This window comes from Streptomyces sp. NPDC056479 (assembly GCF_042795335.1).
Taxonomy (GTDB): Bacteria; Actinomycetota; Actinomycetes; order Streptomycetales; family Streptomycetaceae; genus Streptomyces.
In genome coordinates this window covers 1,008,383-1,030,248 of the sequence record NZ_JBHTRZ010000002.1, presented here as the reverse complement: position 1 = coordinate 1,030,248, position 21,866 = coordinate 1,008,383, and the positions used below count along the sequence as shown (strand labels likewise).

At 70.0% G+C, this 21,866-nt stretch carries 17 protein-coding genes; 8 read left to right on the top strand and 9 right to left on the bottom strand.

The features are described from left to right. Window positions 1-7: 7 nt before the first annotated feature. Window positions 8-1,033, bottom strand: coding sequence for an NAD(P)-dependent alcohol dehydrogenase (locus ACFQ6S_RS10685; protein ID WP_383406002.1), 1,026 nt, complete (start codon window positions 1,031-1,033; stop codon window positions 8-10). 215 nt (window positions 1,034-1,248) lie between these two features. On the opposite strand from ACFQ6S_RS10685, the gene ACFQ6S_RS10680 reads away from it, so the two are divergent. Next, the gene (locus tag ACFQ6S_RS10680; protein WP_383405999.1) at window positions 1,249-3,000 is read left to right on the top strand and encodes a sigma-54-dependent Fis family transcriptional regulator; all 1,752 of its coding nucleotides are present in this window, start codon (window positions 1,249-1,251) and stop codon (window positions 2,998-3,000) included. 126 nt (window positions 3,001-3,126) lie between these two features. Beyond that, the gene (locus tag ACFQ6S_RS10675) at window positions 3,127-5,547 is read left to right on the top strand and encodes a SpoIIE family protein phosphatase (protein WP_383405996.1); all 2,421 of its coding nucleotides are present in this window, start codon (window positions 3,127-3,129) and stop codon (window positions 5,545-5,547) included. Between the two features lie 16 nt (window positions 5,548-5,563). Here ACFQ6S_RS10675 and ACFQ6S_RS10670 read toward each other — a convergent pair whose 3' ends face one another. After that, window positions 5,564-7,180, bottom strand: coding sequence for a cation acetate symporter (locus ACFQ6S_RS10670; RefSeq protein WP_383405994.1), 1,617 nt, complete (start codon window positions 7,178-7,180; stop codon window positions 5,564-5,566). Next, on the bottom strand, window positions 7,177-7,632 hold the full coding sequence (locus ACFQ6S_RS10665; protein WP_383405991.1) for a DUF485 domain-containing protein: 456 nt from the start codon (window positions 7,630-7,632) through the stop codon (window positions 7,177-7,179). Before ACFQ6S_RS10665 ends, ACFQ6S_RS10670 begins: the two co-directional genes overlap by 4 nt. Before the next feature lie 407 nt (window positions 7,633-8,039). Here ACFQ6S_RS10665 and ACFQ6S_RS10660 point away from each other — a divergent pair, with 407 nt between their 5' ends. Next, on the top strand, window positions 8,040-8,516 hold the full coding sequence (locus ACFQ6S_RS10660) for a potassium channel family protein (protein WP_383405988.1): 477 nt from the start codon (window positions 8,040-8,042) through the stop codon (window positions 8,514-8,516). Window positions 8,517-8,651: 135 nt separating this feature from the next. On the opposite strand, the gene ACFQ6S_RS10655 is transcribed toward ACFQ6S_RS10660, so the two are convergent. Genes ACFQ6S_RS10655 through ACFQ6S_RS10635 form a run of 5 tightly spaced genes read right to left on the bottom strand, consistent with a single transcriptional unit; the run spans window position 8,652 to window position 12,829 of the window. Next, entirely contained in the window at window positions 8,652-9,227 is a 576-nt protein-coding gene (locus ACFQ6S_RS10655) for a hypothetical protein (protein WP_383405986.1), read from the bottom strand. Further along, window positions 9,224-10,615 (bottom strand): hypothetical protein, encoded by a 1,392-nt coding sequence (locus ACFQ6S_RS10650; protein WP_383405983.1) that lies wholly within the window; start codon window positions 10,613-10,615, stop codon window positions 9,224-9,226. The genes ACFQ6S_RS10655 and ACFQ6S_RS10650 overlap by 4 nt, the downstream gene beginning before the upstream one ends. Beyond that, window positions 10,612-11,445, bottom strand: a complete 834-nt coding sequence (locus ACFQ6S_RS10645) for an ABC transporter ATP-binding protein (RefSeq protein WP_383405980.1) — start codon at window positions 11,443-11,445, stop codon at window positions 10,612-10,614. Before ACFQ6S_RS10645 ends, ACFQ6S_RS10650 begins: the two co-directional genes overlap by 4 nt. After that, window positions 11,442-12,260 carry a zf-HC2 domain-containing protein gene (locus tag ACFQ6S_RS10640; protein WP_383405978.1) on the bottom strand — a complete coding sequence of 273 codons (819 nt, stop codon included), beginning with the start codon at window positions 12,258-12,260 and terminating at the stop codon, window positions 11,442-11,444. Before ACFQ6S_RS10640 ends, ACFQ6S_RS10645 begins: the two co-directional genes overlap by 4 nt. A gap of 17 nt (window positions 12,261-12,277) precedes the next feature. Next, complete coding sequence (locus ACFQ6S_RS10635) at window positions 12,278-12,829, bottom strand: RNA polymerase sigma factor (RefSeq protein ID WP_383405975.1); 552 nt, start codon at window positions 12,827-12,829, stop codon at window positions 12,278-12,280. A gap of 181 nt (window positions 12,830-13,010) precedes the next feature. Between ACFQ6S_RS10635 and ACFQ6S_RS10630 the strand changes: the two genes are divergently transcribed. Then, window positions 13,011-16,367 carry a S8 family peptidase gene (locus tag ACFQ6S_RS10630; RefSeq protein ID WP_383405972.1) on the top strand — a complete coding sequence of 1,119 codons (3,357 nt, stop codon included), beginning with the start codon at window positions 13,011-13,013 and terminating at the stop codon, window positions 16,365-16,367. A 120-nt stretch (window positions 16,368-16,487) separates the two neighbouring features. Here the strand turns inward: ACFQ6S_RS10630 and ACFQ6S_RS10625 are convergent, their stop codons facing one another. After that, window positions 16,488-17,129, bottom strand: a complete 642-nt coding sequence (locus tag ACFQ6S_RS10625; RefSeq protein ID WP_383405969.1) for a TetR/AcrR family transcriptional regulator — start codon at window positions 17,127-17,129, stop codon at window positions 16,488-16,490. A gap of 177 nt (window positions 17,130-17,306) precedes the next feature. Between ACFQ6S_RS10625 and ACFQ6S_RS10620 the strand changes: the two genes are divergently transcribed. The 4 genes from ACFQ6S_RS10620 to ACFQ6S_RS10605 all read left to right on the top strand — a co-directional run bounded on the left by ACFQ6S_RS10620 (window position 17,307) and on the right by ACFQ6S_RS10605 (window position 21,866). Next, on the top strand, window positions 17,307-18,704 hold the full coding sequence (locus ACFQ6S_RS10620; RefSeq protein ID WP_383405966.1) for an MFS transporter: 1,398 nt from the start codon (window positions 17,307-17,309) through the stop codon (window positions 18,702-18,704). Beyond that, window positions 18,701-19,924 (top strand): FAD-dependent monooxygenase, encoded by a 1,224-nt coding sequence (locus ACFQ6S_RS10615; RefSeq protein ID WP_383405963.1) that lies wholly within the window; start codon window positions 18,701-18,703, stop codon window positions 19,922-19,924. Before ACFQ6S_RS10620 ends, ACFQ6S_RS10615 begins: the two co-directional genes overlap by 4 nt. 408 nt (window positions 19,925-20,332) lie before the next feature. Next, window positions 20,333-21,130, top strand: a complete 798-nt coding sequence (locus ACFQ6S_RS10610; RefSeq protein WP_383405960.1) for a maleylpyruvate isomerase family mycothiol-dependent enzyme — start codon at window positions 20,333-20,335, stop codon at window positions 21,128-21,130. A gap of 76 nt (window positions 21,131-21,206) precedes the next feature. Then, entirely contained in the window at window positions 21,207-21,866 is a 660-nt protein-coding gene (locus ACFQ6S_RS10605; protein WP_383405957.1) for a TetR/AcrR family transcriptional regulator, read from the top strand.

Sequence of the window (21,866 nt, the reverse complement as noted above, 5' to 3'; positions counted from 1 at the left end):
TGCGGTGTCAGGGGATCAAGATCGCTCGGCCGCGTACGGCGCCTGCATCCAGGTCGTCGAGGGCCTGCCGGAAGGAGGCGAGGGGGTAGCGCTGGGTGTGCAGGGTGACCTTGCCGCGGGCCGCCAGCACCATCAGCTCGGACAGATCGTTGTGGGACCCCACGAGATTGCCGATGAAATTGATCTCCGTGGAGATGACGTCGATCGTCGGCACGTGGAGGTGGCCGCCGTAGCCGATGACGTAGTAGTTGCCGTTGCGGCGCAGGCAGGCCACGCCCGTCTCGACGGCGCCGCCCTCACCGACGAAGTCAAGAACGGCCTCCGCCCCGTGTCCCGACGTGAGGTCCCGTACGCGGTCCGCTTCGCCGCCGTCCGCGAGGAGCGTGTGGTCGGCGCCGAGTTCCTTGGCCAGCGCGAGAGCCTCGGGGCTGCGGTCGATCACGATCATCTCGACCGGCGACAGGGCCCGCAGCACCTGGATGCCGATGTGTCCGAGTCCGCCGGCGCCGATGACGACGGCCTTGTCACCGGGCCACAGTGCCCGGGCCGCCTTGGCGGCGGCGTGGTACGCCGTGAGCCCGGCGTCGGCCAGGGCCGCCACCGAGGCCGGCTCCAGGGACGGGGCGAGGGGCACGACCGAGCGGGCGCTGGTCTTCAGGTACTCGGCGTAGCCCCCGTCCGCGTCGATGCCGGGGAAGGCCGAGTTCATGCAGTGCACGTCGTCGCCTGCCCGGCAGGCACGGCACAGACCGCAGGTCACCAGCGGGTGCAGAATGACCGGGTCACCCACCTCGACGTTGCTGACGGCCTCTCCGACCTCCGCGACCCAGCCGGCGTTCTCGTGACCGATCGTGTACGGAAGGACGACCCCGCTCTTCTCCTTCCACTGTCCTTCGAGGATGTGCAGATCGGTCCGGCAGACTCCAGCGCCCCCGATCTTCACGATCACCTCGAGCGGACCGGTGATCTGCGGGTCCGGCACGTCCACGAGCACGGGCGGCTCGTCGTACTCGATGACCTGCACGGCTTTCATGGCGGCTCCCTGCGAGTCGGCGGTTGGGGGGTGCGCCGATTACACAGGCCGCCGTTCGCAGGTCGATGTCTCAGAATCCGTCCGCGAATGTCTCAATGTGATACACGCCGTAGGCGCGACGCCGCCGGGCTGTTCCAATCACTGCACCGAGGACTGTGACGCGCGCCGCACGGGAGTGTTAAATGCCCCGACACCAACCCGGAAGCTCACTGAGAGTGGCCAGGGAGCTCTATCTGGAGGCCACCAACGATCCGAGCGCCCGGCCGCTCGTGGTCGCCTCATGGCAACGTTCGATCGAGTACAAGGTGAAGTCCGGCAGCCTTGACGCTCCCTACCTGGACAACCCCAATCTGGACAGTCCCCTGGCCAGGGCGGCGCTGCCCATCCTGGACGCGCTGCACGAGCAGCTCGCCGACGACCCGGTCTCCACGATGATCACGGACCGGAACGGCGTCGTGCTGTCCCGGAAGGTGTCCCACGACGGTCTGACGACGCACCTCAACCGCGTGCGTCTGGCCCCGGGGCATGTGTTCGCCGAGCGCTACGTGGGCACGAACGGCATCGGGACCGCGCTGGCCAGCGGCCGCCCGGTCGTGATCGCCGGAAGGCAGCACTACGTCGAAGAGCTGCGGGAGTTCCACTGCGCGGCTGTGCCGATCCTGCATCCCACCCGCAGCACCCTGTTGGGAGCGTTCAACCTCACCACCATCCGTCAGGGCTCCGACGGCATGCTGATGGCTTTCGCCCGCTCGGTCGCGGCCCAGATCGAGGCCGAGATCGCGGCGATCACCTCGCGGCGCGAGCGGGCCCTCTTCCAGGACTACATGGAGGCGTGCTCCTCGGCGCGCCCAGGACCCGTGCTGGCGCTCAACCGTGATGTCGTCATGATGAACGAGCAGCTCAGGGCGGCGGTGACCGGACCGGATCACTATGCACTGCTCGACCATGCCCGTGAGATCGCCGACGATCCCCGATGGGAGGGGACGCGCAGCATCGCCCTGCCCTCGGGACGGGTCGCCGAACTCAGGGTCAGTCGCTGTCGGCGCGAGGACAGCGACGCGGGCGTCATCCTCCGAGTCCGACTGATCGGACGCTCCCAGCCCGGCCCTGCGGTTTCCGCCGCATCCGCCCGGCCGGTCCTGGGACTGGCGGGATCGTCTCCGCAGTGGCTGCGTGCGGTCGCCGACAGCGAAGCGGCGTTCTCGATCGGGACGTGGCTCTATCTCCTGGGCGAGGTCGGCGTCGGCAAGAGGACGCTGGTCGAGGCCCTGCACCGGGCTCATGGTGCCGGACGCCGGCTGCACATGGCGGAAGTGCCGCTGTCGGACGCACCGGCTGTCACCGAGCGCTGGCTGCACGACATCGGAGAGCTGCTGGCCATACCGTCCACGGTGCTCGTCCTGCGCGACGTCCATGTGTTGGGTGACCAGCTGCGGCAGCGACTGAGGAGCCTGTTGACGCATCTGGACGGAACCGCCACAGGGCAATTGGTGATGACCAGCCAGCCGTCGATGGTCAGCACCGAGGATCAGCTGGACCAGTTCTGCGGTGCCACCGTGGAGGTGCCTCCCCTGCGCCATCGCTATGGGGACATCGAGCACCTGGCCCGGTTCTTCCTGCGCAAGTACCGGCCGAGCGGCGAGAGCACGTTCTCCCCGGATGCGCTGGCCCTGCTTCAGCAATGCCCCTGGCCGGAGAACGTCCGGCAGTTCGAGTCCGTGATCCGCGGCCTGGCACGGCGGCCGTCCGGCCGGATGATCCAGGTCGAGGACCTGCCGCCGGAGTGCCGGGTGTCCTCGCACAAGGTCCTGACCACCATCGAGGCGCTGGAACGCGACGCCATTCTGCGTGGATTGATGGCCCGCAACTCCAACGTCCAGCGCACTGCCCAGGACCTGGGGATCTCCCGCGCCACGATGTACCGCAAGATGCGCCGTTACGGGATCGTCCCGTCGAGCCTGGCCTGAGGAGCCGGCCCTTCGCGAGGCCCGGGATGAGCCTTCCGGGTTCAATGGGCTTACATGGCGAACAGCAGGTCAGCGTTCATCGGGGAATGCCGAGCCACTGTCCCCCGCACAACGGTGGAGAAGCGGATGACGGAGTTCAGCGAAAGCCACGACGATCCGTTCGCCCTGCACCTCGTCGCCCTGGCGGTGCTCGACGACCAGGGGGTCGTGGTCGGATGGAACCGGCGGGCGCAGGAACTGCTCGGCTTTCCGGACACAGCCGTGATCGGGCGTCGGGTATTCGAGACCCTTGTCGGCCCCGGCGAACTGCCGGCTGCCAGGGAGGCCGCAACGAAGTGCAGGAGAGCCGACGGCTGGTTCGGGGTGCTGAAGGTGCGCCACCGTGACGGGCGGCTCGTGGAGATGGGGCTCAGGGCCCATGCGCTCTCGGGCGACGGCCAGGCCCGTCAGTGGCTTCTGGCCGGCGCTCTGGCGGTTGACGTCATGGAGTGGCAGAGGGACCGCGCCGTTCTTGACGGGCTGTACCGCCAGTGCCCGATCGGCTTGGTCGTGCACGGCCCCGACCTGCGACTTCTCCGGGTCAACCGGGCCATCGAACGCTTCAGCGGCGTGCCGGCAGCCGGCTTCGCGGGGCTGCCCACCGGGCAGATGCTCATCCCCGATGACGCACGCAAGGCCGTGGACCGCGTGCGCCAGGTGATGGAGACCGGTAGACCGCTCGTCTACTCCGAGCAGTTCGTCCGCCTGGAGCAGGATCCGGGACGAGAACGGGTCGCCTTGGTCTCCTCCTTCCGGATGGAGGATCCCGCCGGCCGCATCCTGGGCGTGGCCGAGATGATCGAGGACATCACCGAACGCCATCGGGCCCAGCACAGGCTCGCGCTCCTCGACCAGGCCGGCACCCGCATCGGAACCACCCTCGACGTGGCGGAGACCGCCCGGGAACTCGCCGAGGTCATGGTGCCTCACCTCGCCGACCATGCGTCGGTGGACCTGCTCCAGCCGGTGACGCGCGGTGAGGAGCTGGGACAGGCCCTGCCAGGGCCTGTGGTACGGCTGGGGGCCAGCAGCGTCGGTGCTCAGCAAGCCGGCCCGCCCCACCCTCACGGCGAGCCCGTGGAGTTCGCGCCCGAATCACCCCAGGCCAGATGCCTGGCCGCAGGACGGCCCGTCCTGGAAGCGGTGCTTCCGCCGGACTGGCTCTCGACCGAAGGTCACCAAGGCGCCCATGCTCCGCACCTGGGCGTCCACTCGCTGATCGTGGCACCTCTTGCCGCACGTGGCATGGTGCTGGGCGTGATGAGCCTGTGGCGTTCGCGCCGCCCCGACCCCTTCGAGGCGGACGATCTCACCCTTGCCCAGGAACTCGCCTCGCGCGCCGCCGTCGCCATCGACAACGCCCGGCGCTTCACTCAGCAGCAGCAGACCGCATTCACCTTGCAAAGCAGCCTCCTGCCCCGGGCGGTTCCGGATCAGCCGGCCGTCGAGGTGGCGCTGCGGTACCTGCCTGCCAGCGGGGCCCCAGGTCTGGGCGGCGACTGGTTCGACGTCATCCCGTTGTCGGGTGCCCGGGTCGCCCTCGTCGTCGGCGACGTGGTGGGACGCGGCATCTATGCTGCCGCCACCATGGGCCGGCTGCGTACCGCCGTACATACCCTCGCCAGCCTCGACCTGGAACCGGACGAGGTCCTCTCCCGGCTGGACGACATGGTCAACCTGCTGGCAGTCGAACAGGAAGGAGTCGGCGAACGGCCCGTGGGCGAGCAGGTGGTCGGCGCCACCTGCCTGTACGCCGTGTACGACCCGGTCTCCCAGCGGTGTTCCGTGGCCCGCGCCGGCCACCTGCCGCCGGTGGTGACCACTCCGGACGGACACGCGGCACCCCTCGATCTGCCCGCCGGCCCACCGCTCGGTCTGGGCGGCCTGCCGTTCGAGGCGCGGGAGATCGAACTGGCCGAGGGAAGCCTGCTGTGCTTCTACACCAACGGAGTCATCGGTGAACGCCACATCGATGCGGACGTCGGCCTGACCAAGCTGTGCGCAGCGCTCGCCCGCCCCGCGGATGCTCTGGAACGAACGTCCCAGGCCGTGGTCGACGCGCTTGTGCCGTCGCGCCCCAGCGACGATGTCGCTCTGCTGATCGCGCGCACGCGCATGCTGCCACCGGACGATGTGGCCTCCTGGCAGCTGCCGCTGGAGCCCGCCAGTGCTGCTCGCGCCCGGGCATTGACCTCGGCCAAGCTGACCGAATGGGGACTGGAGCACTTGGCGTTCACCACCGAGCTGATCGCCAGCGAACTGGTCACCAATGTCTACCGGTACGCCAGCGGTCCCGCGACCCTGCGGCTGATCCGAGAACGGACTCTGGTGTGCGAGGTCAGCGACACCAGCCACACCTCCCCGCACCTGCGCCGCGCCCGCACCACCGACGAGGGCGGGCGCGGCATGTTCCTGGTGGCACAAATGGCCGAACGCTGGGGTACCCGCTACAGCCGCGAGGGCAAGACCGTGTGGACCGAACAACCACTGACCGGCATGCTCACCTGACCGTCTCAGGCCGTGGTCATTCGGCTGCGGCGAGCAGCCGGGCCTCGCTCTCCTCGTACAGCCGCCGGTTCTCGCCGCTGTCGGCGGGGCGGCGCCGGCGGTCCCAACGGCTGCCCAGCCACCCGGCCAGGTAGCCGAACGGGATGGAGACCAGTCCGGTGGACTGCATGGGGAACAGATCGAAGTCGGCGCCCGGGAAGACCGCGGACGGCGTGCCCGAAACGGCCTTGGAGAAGACCATGAGCAACAGCGCGCAGGCCGCTCCGCCGTAGAGGGTGGCGAGCAGGCCGCTACGCGTGAATCCTCGCCAGAACAGGGAGTAGGTGAGCGCAGGTGCCACCGCCGACGCCCCGATGCAGATGGCCAGAGTGGTCAGCACGCCGACGTCCCAGTTCTGCACGAGGGTGGCGAGCCCGATGGCGACGCAGCCCACAGCCACGCTCGTCCACGCCGCCACCGTCATCTCCGTACGCGGCTCGGCCTGTCCCCGCCGGGCGGCATGGGCGAACAGGTCGTGCGCGAGCGACGACGCCGCGGCCAGGGTCATTCCCGCGACCGACGACAACAGGGTGATGAACACCATGCCCGCCACGGCCGAGTAGAGAATCGTCGCGCCTGCGGAGGCGGAGGCCCCGCCCAGCACCTGCGACAGCATGAGCACCGACGTCCTGCCGTGCGGGTCGGCCGCGGTGATGTACTGCGAGCCCACCAGCGCCGCCGCGCCCGTACCCATGATGATCACGAGCAGGCAGAACGTGGTGACCGTGCCGACCGCCCACGACATGGAGCGACGCACGGCCGGCACGTCCTGCGCGGAGTACAGACGCATCGTGATGTGGGGCAGGCAGGCCACGCCGAGGACCACGGTGATCTGGAGACCGACGAAGTCCAGCCGGTCCACGGCCGAGGTGCCCAGCTGAAGGCCCTGCTGCAGGAAGGCGGGACCCGCGCCGCTGCCGTGCTGGGCCGCCCTGAGCACGTCGCCGGGACTCCAGTCGAAGCGGTTCAGTACGAGGACGGCGACGACGGCGCTGGTGCCGAGCAGGATCACGATCTTGATCATCTGAATGAGCGCGGTGCCCCTCATACCGCCGAGCGCGGCATAAATGATCATCAGACTGCCGACGATGACGATGCACGCCGTCCTGGCGCCCGCCATGTGCGGGATGTCCAGGATGAAGGTGAGCAACGACCCGGCACCGGAGAGCTGGACGACCAGAAAGGGAAGGGTCGCCGAGAGCGTCACCACGCAGGCGGCGACACGCACCGCCCGCCCGGGCATGTTGCGGGCCAGCACGTCGCCCATGGTGAACCGGCCGGCGTTGCGCAGGGGTTCGGCCAGCAGGAACATCAGCAGCACCAAGGACAGGGCCGTGCTGACGGCGAGGACATAGCCGTCGTATCCGGCGAGCGCGATGATGCCCGTGGTACTCAGCACCGTGGCCGCCGAGATGTAGTCGCCCGCGATGGCCAGGCCGTTCTTGAACGGGGTGAGTGAGCGGTAGCCGGTGTAGAAGTTCGTCAGGTCGTCGCGCTCGGGTCCCGCCATCACGCACATCATGAGCGTGACGGTGACCAGTGTGGTGAACAGGATCAGGACGGTGGCCTGTGTCCCGGAGCCGAAGTCGTTCATCTCGCCGTCCCCGCGTTCCGGCCGGTGGGGACCGCCCGCTCTCTGAGGGTCCGGGCCAGCGGATCCACCGAGCGTTGTGCGCTGCGTCCGTACCAGAAGACCGCCGCGAAGGTGACGACGAGTTGGAGGACCCCCAGGGCCATTCCCAGGCTCAGCTCTCCGGCGATCTCGGCCCCCATCAGGCCGGGCGCATAGCAGGACAGCAGGACATACACCACGAAGGAGCCGAGCGCGGTGAGTGTGGAGATCCGGCGGAGCAGTCGGTAGGCCGAGCGCAGGGCGGCGAGGTCCGCGCTGCGTCGATGAGCCTCGTGCGCGTACGGCTCGTTCCAGGAGGCCTGGCCGTACGACTCGTACCGAGGGGCGTAGTACCCGTACCTCTGGGGCTCGGTGTGGGGCGGCGGCCACCCTGTCTCTGACGGCGGGTACCGGTTCTCGTCGGCGTATGTCATCGCGTGGCCTTCCGCTACGGCTCGGATCCGTGGAGAGGACGGGGGAGGGGTGGCTATGGCGGCGCACGATACCGACTGGTTGGAATGTCCATAAGGCCGTCGTGGGTCACGTTTCGGGGTCGGAACGGATCTCTGGGTGAAGGCCCGTCGATGAGACGGGCCCGGGCCGATTCGCGGGTCGGACGCGCGTCATCTCCCCGGACCGGGCGATGCGGGGCCGGCTGGAGGACCGCCCCTCCGGGTCGGTCAACGAGGTCGCCGTTTCCAACCGACGACACACTCGGGGCGCCGCTCAGGTCCGGCTGAGCCTTCTGTACATGGACCGGGGGCCGCTGTTCGGGTCGGCGTTCTCACCTGTGCGGCGCGTTCTTGCCTGGCCCGGTTGGGGGTGGCACAGGATGCGGGGTATGTTTCCCGGTTTCCTGGCCCGGGTGGTCGAGCTGCTGTTGGGCCGTCAGGGGCGTTCGCTGCACTTGAAGGCGGCAGGAGCCGCGACGGTCGTCCTTGCGGTCGTGATCCTGGTGGGTTCGAGCCTGGTCGTGTCCGCCGAGCGGGGCGCGCCCGGGGCGCGTCTGACCTCGTATCCGCGGGCGTTGTGGTGGTCGGTGGAGACCGCGACGACGGTCGGGTACGGCGACTTCTATCCGGTGACGTTGTGGGGGCGGCTGATCGCGGTGGTGGTGATGGTCGTCGGGATCACGGCCTACGGGATGGTCACCGCGGCACTGGCCACTTGGTTCGTGGGACGGGACGAGGAACGTCGACACGGCCGCCTGCATCATGCGGAGCGGGCGGTGGAGCAGACGTACGAGGAGGTGACCCACGCGGTGCACGAGCGTTTCGATCGCATCGAGCAAATGCTGGAGGGCGGCAGGAAGCCGTGACGGCACTCGCCGGCACCGAGTCAGCACAGCACCATCCCCGTGGAGGTTCCGTACTGACTCGCGTGCCGGCCTGTGGGGACGGGCGACGTCACATTCGCCCTGTCCTGACGGGAATCCGGTGGACCCGGGGCCCGGTCACCGCCTCGGTCCCGCGACCGCGTAGGCCGCAGTGCCGGTGACCGTGAGGGCCAGGGCCGTCCAGGTGGCCGATGCCGTGCCGGGTGGCAGCAGCAGCCAGGTCGCGACCTCCATCGACGTACTGGTCGGGGGCGGGGCGAAGAACGAGAACGAGAGCCAGGCGAACGGCAGCGTCCATGCGTACTGGCCGCCCGAGACCGCCGCGCCCAGGGCGACCAGTCCCATCAGACCCGCGCTGTCCCGGACGACGAACGCGGTGGTGGCAAGATCCGTGCCCATGCTCTGCACTGTCAGCAGCGCCGCGGCGACGACCGCGCCGGCGAGCAGAACGTGCGTCGCTCTGCGCGGCACCCAGCGGATCGCGGCCGTCCGGTCCAGCGCGAGGTCCTGCCCGCCGAGTCCGATCGAGGCCGCCATCGCCCCCGTGGCGAGGACGAGTACGGGCAGCCGCGGATCACCGGGCCCCTCGCCCCCGTCGCCGGCGAGTGCCCCGACCGCCACCGCGCTGATCAACACCGCGGCGAGCGACGCGGGTACCTGACGCGAGCGCGCGTACAGCGTCAGCCATCTCACCGGGACGCACCGCCGGACAGCGCGTCGAACGCGTCGCCCTCGCAGGAGAGCGCGGCGGCGTGCATGGCGCTGATCCGCGAAAGCTGTTCGGCGCGCGGCAGCGCCATCAGTTTCTTCCACACCGGGCGGGCCAGGGCGATCTGCTCGGTCGAAGCGTGGGGGGAGCCGCTGAGCGGCTTGAGGTCCCCGAGGACCCAGCTCGCCGCGATGCTCTGCGCGGCGGCGTCACTGAGCGTGCCGGTCCAGCCGAGGGGGGAGCACCCGGGCACCATGCCGTTGGCGATCAGCGCCCGGGTCAGTTCCTCGCCCTTCGCGTCGGCGATGATGGCGTCGTCGAAGTCGAGGAGCATGGTCTCGCGGGACCACCGCGGTGCGGAGCCGTCCGGCCGTACGGTGACGTTCTCCCGGATCGAGACCGGCGCCTTGCCGCCCAGGGCATCGTGCAGCAGACGTAGCGCCTTCTTGCCGTGAGGCCCGAGGTCGGCGAGCCGTGCCTCATGTGACTTCGTCACACACACAGGGCCGTCGCACACCAACTCCGCGGCGGCCTTGTCGACGACATGGATCCGGTGCGGGTCGGAGGGGAGGACGAGCAGGGCGATCATCGCGCCCGCCAGGACGGGCGTCAGGGCGATCAGCCGGGTGCGCAGGGTCGTGGCGACCAGCAGCGCGAAGCCGGTCGCGGCCATGCCGAGCAGCCAGATCGTCTGTCCGAGGTGCACGGAGGCGGAGAGCGTGACGAACACATCGCGCACCTCCTCCACCGTCGGTGACAGCAGGGTGATCCGGGTCGGCTCCGTGCTCTCGATCCCCGTTGCCGCGTCTGTCTCCGTCCGTCCCAGCCACATGGGCATGACGGCCGTGAACACGAAGGCGGTGATGGCCAGCACGGGCGGGGTGAGTGCGGACGGCAGGGCTCGCCCGGCCCCCATGCCCAGCACGGCCCCGGCGACGAGAAAGAGTGCCCCCACCAGCGAGATAGGCAGCCATCCGAGGTGCGTGTACTCGGTGTTGGCGAGCACCTGGACCCCGCCCACGAGGACGAGGAGCGCAAAGGCCGAGGCCAGGGTGATCGCCGTCGTGCCCGCCAGCGTGGCCGCGCGGTGCCAGGCGGGCCGGGACGTGCTCGTCAGCAGTTCGGACATCTTCGAGCGGTGGTCGCGCAGGCCCTGCAACGCCCCGAGCCCCACGGCGAGCGGCCACAGGTAGAACAGCATGGCGCGGGTCCACAGGGCCATGGTCGTCCACTGGGCCGTCCAGGCCGTGGTGCCGTGCCACCACGCGGCGTTCACCAGATACAGGAACCCCAGCGCCGTCGTCAGGACCACGGCGCCGGCCCAGGGGGCGACGGAGCGCCTCAACTCGATGCGCAGGACGCGGACGTTCACCAGGCGCCCCTTCCCTGCTTGGGGTTGAGCAGCATGGCCGAGTAGCCGCGCTCCAGCGGGCTGTCACCCTCGTGCTCCGGGCCGCCCACCGAGGCCAGTTCGTCCGGCGCGCCCTGGAACACCAGCCGTCCCTCGGCGAAGAGCACCACGTCGGTGCAGGCGGCGGCGACGTCCTCCACCAGATGGGTCGAGACGACCACGCAGGTGTCCATGCCCAACTCCTGCAACAGCTCGCGAAAGCGCAGCCGTTGTGCCGGGTCGAGGCCGACCGTCGGCTCGTCCAGCAGCAGGATCGTCGGGTCGTTGACGATGGCCTGGGCGATGCCGACCCGTCGGACCATGCCGCCCGAGAGGGCCTTCATCCTCTCGTCGGCGCGGTCCGCCAGTCCCACCCTTTCCACGGCGCGCTGCACCGCGGCGGGGATGTCCGCCTTCGGCACCTCCTTGAGCCACGCCATGTACTCGACGAACTCGCGCACGGTGAAGCGCTTGTAGTAGCCGAACTCCTGCGGCAGGTAGCCGATCCGACGGCGCAGCGCACGGTGCTCACCCCTGCCGCCCGTGGACTCGCCGAGCAGCTCCAGGGTGCCCTCGGTGGGGCGCAGCACGGTCGCCAGCGCCCGGATGAGGGTGGTCTTGCCCGCCCCGTTGGGGCCGAGGAGACCGTGTACACCGGTGCCCAGCGACAGGTCGAGTCCGTCGACGGCCATCCGTTTCCTGCCGACCCTGACCTTCAGCCCGGTGGCCTGGATCTCCCAGGCGTAGGCCGTCGGTGCGATGTCGGCCGCGCTCACCGCGGACGTCATGTGGTGTTCCTTTCCTTTGGTCATCGATGGGCTCCCAGCTCGGAGTACGCGCCTCTGCGGGCGATAACGACACCGATACCGAGCGCGAGGATCAGCCCCCACAGAGGCAGACCGTCCGTCTGCAGGGCGAAGGTCGTACGGCGGGTGGCCAGGGTCGGCGCCACGACCACGGCGGCCCATACGGCGGCCAGGCCGACGGCGGCACGGGTCACACCGACGACACCGCCGAGCGCCAGGGTCGCCGCGGTGAAGGCCAGGCAGGGCAGCAGCCACTGAGCCACCATCACCCCCGTCGCCCAGCCGCCCACCAGCAGCGCGGGGACGACCACGCCGAGGACGGACGCGGTGCGCCGCAGCACCAGATAGAGCCCGGCCCTGGGCACCGCCGCGGTCAGTTCGTACGCCGGGTCCAGACCGCGCGACCAGGACGCCGCGACACCGAGCACGGGCAGGACCGGCGCGAACAGCAGTACCAGCGACACGTCGCCGGTGCCGGTGCCGACCACGTCGAGCAGCAGGGCCAGCAGCGTCACGCCCAGGACCATGGCCAGCCACGGCACCATCGTGGGCGTCATCCACCTCGACAGCCGCGCCGAGAAGCGCCGTTCACGCGGCATCGTGGCGGTGACCGCCAACTGGGGTTCGAGGCCGGACCACACGGTCTCGACCAGCGACGCCACCGCGGGCACCCCGGCGTCGACGGCGGCGGACAACCGGTCACGGCACACCCGGCACATCTCCAGATGGGCCTCCACGGCCCACACCTCGTCGGCGGCGAGGTCCGCGCCGCCACGCGCGTAACCCTCGATGATCCGCGTCGACGCGTGTTCCACACTCATGCCAGCCCCCTCCGCACTCATGTCAGCGCCCTCCGCATCGCGATCCGGGCCCGGCGGGCACGGGTCTTGACCGTGCCTTCGGGCAGCCCGAGCAGGACCGCGGTCTCCCGGACGGACAGCCCGTCGAGCACCATGGCCTGAAGCACCTGTCTCAACTCCGGCGCGAGGCACCGCAGCGCGTCCCCGACGTCACCGCCGACGGTCGCCGCGAACGCCTCTTCCTCGGCGGCGGGCGACGCGTCGGGCACAGCGGCGGCCGGCGGCGGCTCCGCGTGGTGAGCCCTGCGCCGGAACGCGTCGACCAGACGGCGTGCCGCGATCGTCCACAGCCAGCCGACGGCCGTCCCGCCGGCCGCGGCCCCGGCGAATGCTCCTGCCGCGCGCCACACCGCCAAGTAGGTCTCCTGCATCACCTCTGCGACGATCTGCTCGTCCCCGCACCGGCGACGCAACCGCACCGCCATCGACGGCGACGTACGCCGGTACAACTCCTCGAACGCGGCACGGTCGCCCTTCGCCACGAGCCGGACGAGACGCTCCTCGTCCAGCTCATGCAGCGCTACCCTCACTGATCTCACACCCCCTAGACGCCCGAGCCGGGCCGCAGGTTTTCCCCTCAACGTGATCCCCGCCACATGCGAACAACCCCGCCCCTGCTGCGATTTGCGAGCGCCGCCGAGAACCGGACGCGTCCCACTCGCGTGGTAGCGGAGAACGCATTGGCATGCACACGAGGGCGGGGGAACGCGAGTGGGATCCACAGCACGCGCGAGAACGGCGGCACTGGCTGCCGTGGTGGCCGGGGCGCTGGTCACAGGAGCGGTGTCGGCCGGCGGCCAGCCGGCGCAAGCCGCCGGCTCGGCCGCACATGACGGGACGAGGGCCCCGGCGAAGGCGAAGCCCCCGGCGACCGTCACGCTGATCACGGGCGACCGAGTGGACGTCGGCTCCGACGGCCGGGTGGTTCGGCTCGTACGCGGCAAGAACCGCGAGGGGATCGGCTTCTCGGTGCGGCGCGAGGCCGGCCACACGTACGTCGTCCCGCAGGACGCCTTACGCCTGGTCACCGACGGGGTGCTCGACCGGCGTCTGTTCGACGTCGCGCAGTTGGTCAAGGACGGGTACGGCGACGCACGCCGCACCACGCTGCCGCTGATCGTCGGCTACCGGCAGGACGGCTCCGGGACAAGGGACTTGGCCCCCACCGGCGATCCGTTCGCGGGCGTGGCCGTCCGGGAGCGCCGTGCGCTGCCCGCGGTCGGCGGCGAGGCCTTCGAGGCACCCAAGTCCGGTGCCCCGACGCTGTGGGCGGCCGTCAAGGGCCGCTCGTCGGCCCGTACATCCGACGGTACGGCCGCCCCCGCGCGGCCCGTCGCCCACGTCTGGCTGGACGCCAAGGTCCGGGTCTCCCTGGCCGAGAGCGTGCCGCAGATCGGTGCGCCCGCCATGTGGCAGTCGGGCTACACCGGCAAGGGCGTCAAGGTGGCGGTCCTGGACTCGGGCGTGGACGAGACCCACCCGGACCTCAAGGGCGTCGAGACGGCGCAGAAGAACTTCAGCGAGTCCCCCGTCGTCGAGGACCGCTACGGCCACGGTACGCACGTGTCCTCCATCCTCGCCGGGAGCGGTGCGAAGTCCGGGGGCCGCTACAAGGGCGTGGCGCCCGACGTGAAGCTGCTGGACGGCAAGGTCCTGGGCGACGACGGCTTCGGGGAGATCTCGAACATCGTCGCCGGCATGCAGTGGGCCGTAGACCAGGGCGCACAGGTCGTCAACATGAGTCTGGGCGCCCGCGACACCCCGGGTGTAGACCCGATGGAGGCGGCCGTCGCCCGGCTCTCCGGCAAGGCCCTGTTCGTGGTGGCCGCGGGCAACCAGGGCGACGGGCCCCGCACGATCGACACGCCCGGCAGCGCCCCCGCGGCCCTCACCGTCGGTGCCGTGGACAAGCAGGACCAGATCGCCGACTTCTCCAGCCGCGGCCCGAACCTCGACGGCACGCCCAAGCCGGACATCACCGGCCCCGGCGTGGACATCACCGCCGCCCTGACCACGCAGAGCGAGGAGCCTTCGGGCGAGGACTACATTGCGCAGTCCGGCACGTCGATGGCCTCCCCGCACGTCGCGGGCGCCGCCGCCCTGGTGCTCCAGCAGCACCCGGACTGGAGCGGAGCCCGGCTGAAGGCGCTCCTGACCGGTTCGGCCAAGCCCAACCCGCAGCTGAACGCCCATCAGCAGGGCGCGGGCCGGGTGGACCTGGCGCGCGCCGCCACCGCCTCGGTCGTCTCCGAGCCCGGCTCCCTCGGCTTCGGCCTGCACGCCTGGCCGCATGCCGACGACAGGCCGGCCGCCAAGACCCTCACCTACCGCAACCACGGCACCCAGGCCGTCACCCTGCGGCTGAGTGCCTCCGGGACCGGCCCGTCGGGCGGCCCCGCGCCGGAGGGCATGTTCACCGTCAAGGACGACCGGCTCACCGTTCCGGCCGGCGGCACCGCGAAGACCACCGTCACCGCCGACACCCGTAAGGGCACGGTCGACGGCGTCTTCGGCGGCACCGTGCTGGCGTCGGGAGACGGCCAGCAGGTGCGCACCGGCCTGGTGGTCGAGCGGGAGGTGGAGTCGTACGACGTCACGGTGCGGCACATCGACGCCGACGGGGCGAACCCGGCCACCTACGCGACGACGATCACTCACGTCGACGGGCCCGGGTACGTGGAACTCGCGTACAGCGCGAACGGCACCGTGGTCCAGCGGCTGCCCAAGGGCTCCTACCAGCTGGAGAGCCTGGTCTTCGCCGAGGACAACGAGGTGGGCTTCTTCGTCCAGCCGGTTCTGGACGTGACCCGGAACGTCACGGTCACCCTCGACTCCCGCAAGGCCAAGCCGTTCGTCGTGAAGGCCCCGGATCCGGCCGCGAAGCTCGTCACCTCCACCGTCGGTTACTACAACGAGGCCCTGGGCGTGGGCAACACCTGGTCCAGCAACGGAGTGCCGCCGATGCGCACCGCCGCCCTCGGCCCGGCGTCCGACACGATGCGGGCTCAGTTCAGCGGGGTGTGGAAGACGCCCGGCGCGGCCGGCAAGAACGTCGACTACCGGCTCGCCTTCAACCGCAAGGGAAGCTTCTTCACCGGCCTGACCCGCACTCTCACCCGGGCCGACGTCGCCGAGGTGAAGCTCGGCTTCGGCGCGTCCGTCACCGGGGCGAAGGGCAGGGTCGACATCACGCCGATGGACGAACGCGGGATGACCATCGACACAAGGGAACCGCAGGAGCAGACCCTGCCGTTGGCCACCACGCACTACCTCAGCACCGCCGGTGTGCGCTGGTCCTGGAGGGCCGCACAGCTCGACGCCGGCAGCGAGGTCCGCATGCTCTACACGAAGGACCTGGTGACCTACAAGCCGGGCTCCACCCACACACTGCGGTTCAACACCGGTGTCGTCGGCCCCGATCTCGCGGCAGGGAGCCCGGAGGACCAGGGCGCCGAGCGGACGGGTGACTACATCAGCGCCAGGATCCCGCTGTTCAACGACGGCAGCGGCAACCCGGGTTCCTCGATCGTCACCGGCGGCTTCGCCCGGCTGGAATCCGGCGGCCGTGTCCTCGCCGAGGTCCCGCCCACGGACTGGGTGGGCGCCGAGGTTCCCGCCGCCTCCGCCGCGTACCGTCTGACGGTCGAGGCGAGCCGCTCCGCCGAGGACACCTCCACCAGCACGAAGGTGACAGGCGTGTGGACGTTCACCTCCGCCCGGCCGGCGTCGGACGCCACGGCCAGGCTGCCGCTGTCGACGGTGCGGCTCGCCCCGAAGCTGAGCCTGAAGGGGACGGCTCCGGCGGGCGGCACGCTCACGGTGCCGCTGAGGCTCAGCGGTGCGGCCGCCGCGGCCGGACAGGTCGCCACGCTGACCGTGAACGTCTCCTACGACGGCGGCCGGACCTGGAAGCCGCTCACCGTGACGACCGACGCGAACGGAGCGCGCTCGGTGAGCGTGAAACACCCGGCGACCGCCAAGGCCGTGTCCTTCCGGGTGGACCTCAAGGACAAGGGCGGCAACACCATGCGCGAGACCATCATGAACGCCTACCGGCTCGCTCCGTGAGGTGCCCCTAGGACGGTGCCCGTCGCCGGGCGCCGGTGAACCCTCGGCCTGGTCCTCGCGTCTGCGGGGGCCAGGCCGGATTCGTATCCGGTCGACCGGCGGGTGGTACTGGGCGCTGGCTCATTCAGTCGACCTCAACCGGTATGCCCGCAGAAAGGTCCGCACTCCCTCCACGATGAGTGGCCGCACGCGGTCGTCCTCCGTGGCATTCGCGGAACCGAGCCTGTCCAGCGCGACGCCGAAGGTCAGGGCGATGAACTGGTCGGCCGCGAGCCGGGGGTCGGGGACGTCGAGCAGTCCCGCCGCGGCGAAGGCGGCGAAACGCTCGGCAATTGCCTCGTCGGGGGTGTCGGCCATGGAGTTGTAGCCACGGTGCGGCAGGTGGCGGGATTCCGCCCGGACCAGTCGTTGCAGCGTTGCGTACTCCGCCGAGCCGAGCATGTCGGTCGCGATGCTCATCGAGAACGTGATCAGGGCGTCCTCGAGGTCGGCGGCCTCGGTGAGGTCGGTCAGGCTCTCGTCGAGGGTGCGCCGGATCGTGGTGATCATCGACTGGCCGATGGCGTCGACGACTGCTTGCAGCAGTGTCTGCTTGTCGCCGAAGTAGTCGTAGACCGTCCGCTTGGACACCTCGGCCCTGGCGGCGACCGCGTCGACGCTTGATCGGTCGAACCCGTCGGCGAGGAACAGTTCGCGGGCCGCGGAGAGGATGGCGGCCCGCTTCCGCGTGGACCCCTCGCGCAGTGTCTTCGTGGTCGGCATGGGCACATCTTAACGGTTCTACACTGCACGGTGTAGTGTAGAACCGTCTCATGGCGTTACCGATTGCCCGGGTTCACCCCGCGGGGCGACCTCGGACCTGTCCACACAGCACCAAGCGCCGCGCGTACGACCGGCCACTCTCCACCCACTCGCCGTGCAATGACGGAAAGGACGTCCATGACCGCAACTCTGGCTCCACCACTCCGCATCAGGAAGGCCGCTGTCGGGGCCCTCGGGATGCTCGCAGTCGCCACCGGTGCCTTGGAGTCGGTGGTGACGCCGACGCTCCCGCTTCTGCAACGCGAGCTGGACATGAGTCCCGCCGAAGGGGCGTTGCTCAGCATCGTGCTTCTCATCACCGGCGCGCTCGTCACTCCGGTCGCAGGCAAGTTAGGCGACCGCTACGGCGGAAAACGGATCCTGATCCGGCTGATGGCGGTGGTCTGTGCAGGCGGTCTGGTGTCCGCACTGGCGCCCAACCTGCCGGTGCTGCTGCTCGGTCAGGTACTTCAGGGAGCGATGGTGGGCGCGCTGCCCCTGTCGTTCATCCTGGTGCGCAGCCACCTCCCCGCGGGAGAGTCGAAGGTGGCCATCGGGGTGGTCAGCGGGTTGTTCGTCGGAGGCGGGATGGCGGGGACGCTGTCGGCCGGGCCCGTGGCGGAAGGGCTGTCCCGGCACTGGATGTTCGCGCTGCCGACGATGGCGGTGATCGGTTCCACCCTGCTGGTGAACAGGCTGATGCCGCATGATCCGCCGGGCCGGTCCGACGACGCCGGGGTCGACTGGCCCGGACTGGTGCTCTTGAGCGGGACGCTGGTCACTCTCATGCTCGTGCTCGCGCTGGCGCCCGACCTCGGCTCGCAGCCACTCGTACTCGGCGCACTCATCGTGGTTCTGGCCGCCTTCGTGACCGGATGGACGGCCGTTGAGCGTCGTGCGGCCTCGCCGATGGTCGACCTGCGCATGCTGGCACGGCCCGCGGTGTGGAAGTCGTGTGTGCTGACGTTCGTGATCTGCGTCGGTACGTCGGTGGCGGTCTATCTCGTCCCGCAGCTGTTCGCGGTGCCCGCAGACGCGTACGGATTCGGGGCCGGCGCCACCGAGATCGGCTTCTACCTGCTGCCCGGCGCCGTGGCCGCGTCGCTGGCCGGGCCGATCAGTGGGATCTGGGCGCGGCGCTACGGCTCGCGTGCCGTGGTCACCGCCGGGATCTTCATCATGGCCGCCGCCCTCATCGCCCTGGCCGCCGCGCACACCGAGATCTGGCACCTCGTCATCGGCAAGGTGATGATCTCGCTTGCCAACGGCCTGTGCGTCACGGCGATGGTGACCAGCACCGCCACATCCGTCGATCAAGGTGACACCGGCATCGCCACCAGCCTGGTCCTGGTGACCCGTGTGGTCGGCTTCGCCGTGGGTGTGCAGGTCAGTGGTGCGATCCTCACCGCCGGGACCCCTTCCGGGTCGGATGTCCCGGCCGAATCGGCCTTCGTCACCGGCTTCGTCATAGCCGGCGCCGTCACGGCGCTGTCCCTGCTTGTCGCCCGCACCATGAGCAAAGGAGTCAAGGAATGACGTCCACCGGTCTGTTGAGGGATGTCCGTTCCACGCCCAGGCGCAAGGTCCTGATATCCGGGGCCAGCGTCGCGGGGCCAACGCTCGCGTTCTGGCTGAACCGCCACGGGTTCGCGGTCACGGTGGTCGAGAAGGCGGGGGCAATTCGCAGCGGTGGTTACCCCATCGACGTGCGCGGCACCGCGCTCGAGGTCGTCCGGAGGATGGGAATCCTGCCGCAACTGCGGGACGCGCACATCGACCTGCGCCGGCTGACCTTCCTCGACGGGGACGGCAGCGAGGTGACCTCGGTCAACCCGCACACCCTCACCGGCGGTGTCGAGGGACGGGACCTCGAGGTGCGGCGCGGGGATCTGACCGACGCTCTGCACACGGCGGTCCGTGACGACGTGGAGTTCTTGTTCAACGACTCCATCGACACCCTCGACCAGTCCTGCGGCCACGGGGTCGACGTCACCTTCCGCGGGGGCAGCAGGCGTACGTTCGACATGGTGTTCGGTGCGGACGGTCTGCACTCACGTACCCGCGAGTTCCTGTTCGGCCCCGAGAAGCAGTTCCACCGATACCTCGGCTACTGCTTCGCCGGATTCACCATGCCCAACACCTTCGGGCTCTCCCACGAGCTCATGATGTGGAACACCCCGGGCAGGGCCGCGGCACTCTACGCCGTGGGCGACAACGACGATGTGCATGCCTTCCTGAACTTCGCCCACCCGGAACCACCGTTCGACGCGTTCCGGAACCCGGAGGCCCAACGGGACCTGGTCGCCGCGGTCTTCGCCGACGGGGGATGGGAGGTCCCGGGCATGGTTGCCGCGATGCGCGACGCGGATGACCTGTTCTTCGACGGGGTCAGCCAGATCCGCATGCCCCGCTGGTCCAGCGGCCGGGTCGCGCTGGTGGGCGACGCAGCGTACGCACCCTCGTTCCTCACGGGACAAGGCTCCAGCCTCGCGCTCGTCGGCGCGTACATGCTCGCCGGTTCCCTGGCCGACCGTGACCACGCCGCGGGCTTCGCCGCCTACGAACACAACACCCGCGAGTTTGTGACCGTGAACCAGGAGCAGGTCGGCGAGGGCGATGCCACACTCTTCCCGACCACCGCCCGGGCCCTGGAGCAGCGGAACACCATGCTGCGCAATCTCAGCGCCATGCCCTCCGCGGAGGGCCGACCGGCCCATTCGGCCCTCACCCTGCCCGAATTCATGCCCATGACGTGAGCACGGGCACGCGCACCGATGACGGGCGTCACCGGTGGTATCGCGCGAATACGGCATCGACCATCCCGGCCTCCTCGCCGCTCTCCCGCCGGCCACCGCGGCGCGTGCAGGGTTTCCTGCTCCTGTTCGTCGAGCCTGTCCAGGCCTCGCCGTAGTAGGCAGCCAGCGAAATGTCCGTCGCCCTACGCCCCGGAAACTTGACCATCTCAAATATCGGTGGCTACGGTCCTATTGCTTGAAGTTCACAAGCTTCGACGTTCTCAAGTAGTTCGTCGAGGACTCACTCCAGGGAAGAGATTCGGTGTCCCCAGCACAGCACTCGGCGGACCGACGGCACTCGGCGGACACTGCGGTCGTCCTGCTGCTCGGCCTTGTGACCCCCGCAGCCTCTTCGAAAGGCCTGTCACGTTGAACACGTCCGACCACACCGACCACGCCTCCGTTGTCACACCGGTCGATCACCGCACGGCGGTTGCGGCGGAGACCGCCCGGTTCGTCGCGGCGGTCAAGGACGCCGACCTGGCCACCGCGGTGCCCGGCTGTCCCGGCTGGACGCTCGCCGACCTGGTCAAGCACACAGGCAGTGTCCAACGCTGGTTCTCGACCCTGCTGCTGGCGCGTATCCAGGAACCCCCGCGCAAGCGGGAGGTGGACCTGCGGCTTCCCGAGCAGGAGGACGGATACGCCGACTGGCTGGCCGAGAGCGCGACCGTGGCCGCGGACGCGTTCGCAGCCACCGACCCGAACCTGCCGATGTGGGCGTGGGGCGTCGACCAGCATGCCCGCTTCTGGGCGCGCCGCATGCTCTTCGAGACCCTGCTGCACCGGACCGACGCCGAGTTCGCACTCGGCCTCCGGCCCGCCATCGATCGCCCGCTCGCCGTCGACGGGATCGACGAGTTCCTCGTCAACCTGCCCTACGCGACCTCCTTCGCCCCCAAGGTGGCCAACCTGCGCGGCCCCGACAGGACCATCCGTTTCCAGACGACCGACGCAGACGCTGCCTGGCTCGTCCGCCTGCGGCCGGACGGCTTCGGACTGGACACCGCCCACCCGACCACGGACACCGCTGATGCGACCGTCCGGGGAACCGCGGCCGACCTGCTCCTGCTGGTCTACGGCCGCCTGCCCTACCAGGCGGACGCGCTCGCTCACGACGGGGACGAGCACCTGCTGGCCGACTGGTTCGCCAACTCCGCCTTCTGAGCCGACGAGTGTTGCCGACGAGTGTTCCCCGAAATCCGCCGCACTGCCGGCCTGTGCCTCCTTTAGAGTCGGCCCTATGACGGAGGCACCGCCCCTGGACCGCGGCGCGCGGTCCCGTGACGCGATACTCGACACCGCCGGTGACCTGATGTCGCGTCACGGCTACGCCGCCACGTCCATCTCGATGATCTCCGCCGCGTGCGGTTTGCCGGTCAGTTCCATCTACTGGCACTTCCGCAGCAAGGACGGGATCTACGTCGCGGTGCTGGAGCGTGCCAGGACCGCGCTCCTGACGGCCCTGCCGCCGGCCGAGGTGCCGGGCGCCGATGTCGCGCGGCGTCTGGACGCCCTTCTCACGGACGTCGAGGACGCGTTCCAGCGCCACCCGCGCGGTGTGAAGCTGCTGTTGGGGCTGGGCATGGTGGAGCAGGACGCCAGCGCGGCCGCCGCGGCCGAGGTGCGTCACTACCGGGACGCGCTGCTGGCCTGGGCGCGGGAATCGGTGAGCTCCGTCTTCGCACTGCGTGACCGGCCAGAGGTGGCGGACGAGTTGGCGCGCTTCACACTGAGGATGGCGAGCGGAACCGCGGTGGCCCGTTGGTTCGAGCCGGATACGGTCCTGGAGACCGGACCGCTGCGTGTGGCGCTGCTGGCGCTGGCGACCCACCACGGCGTTCCGGTGCGGGGCGCCCCCGGCGAGGACGCCCCCTCCCGCCGCGTCATCACCGGGGATTGA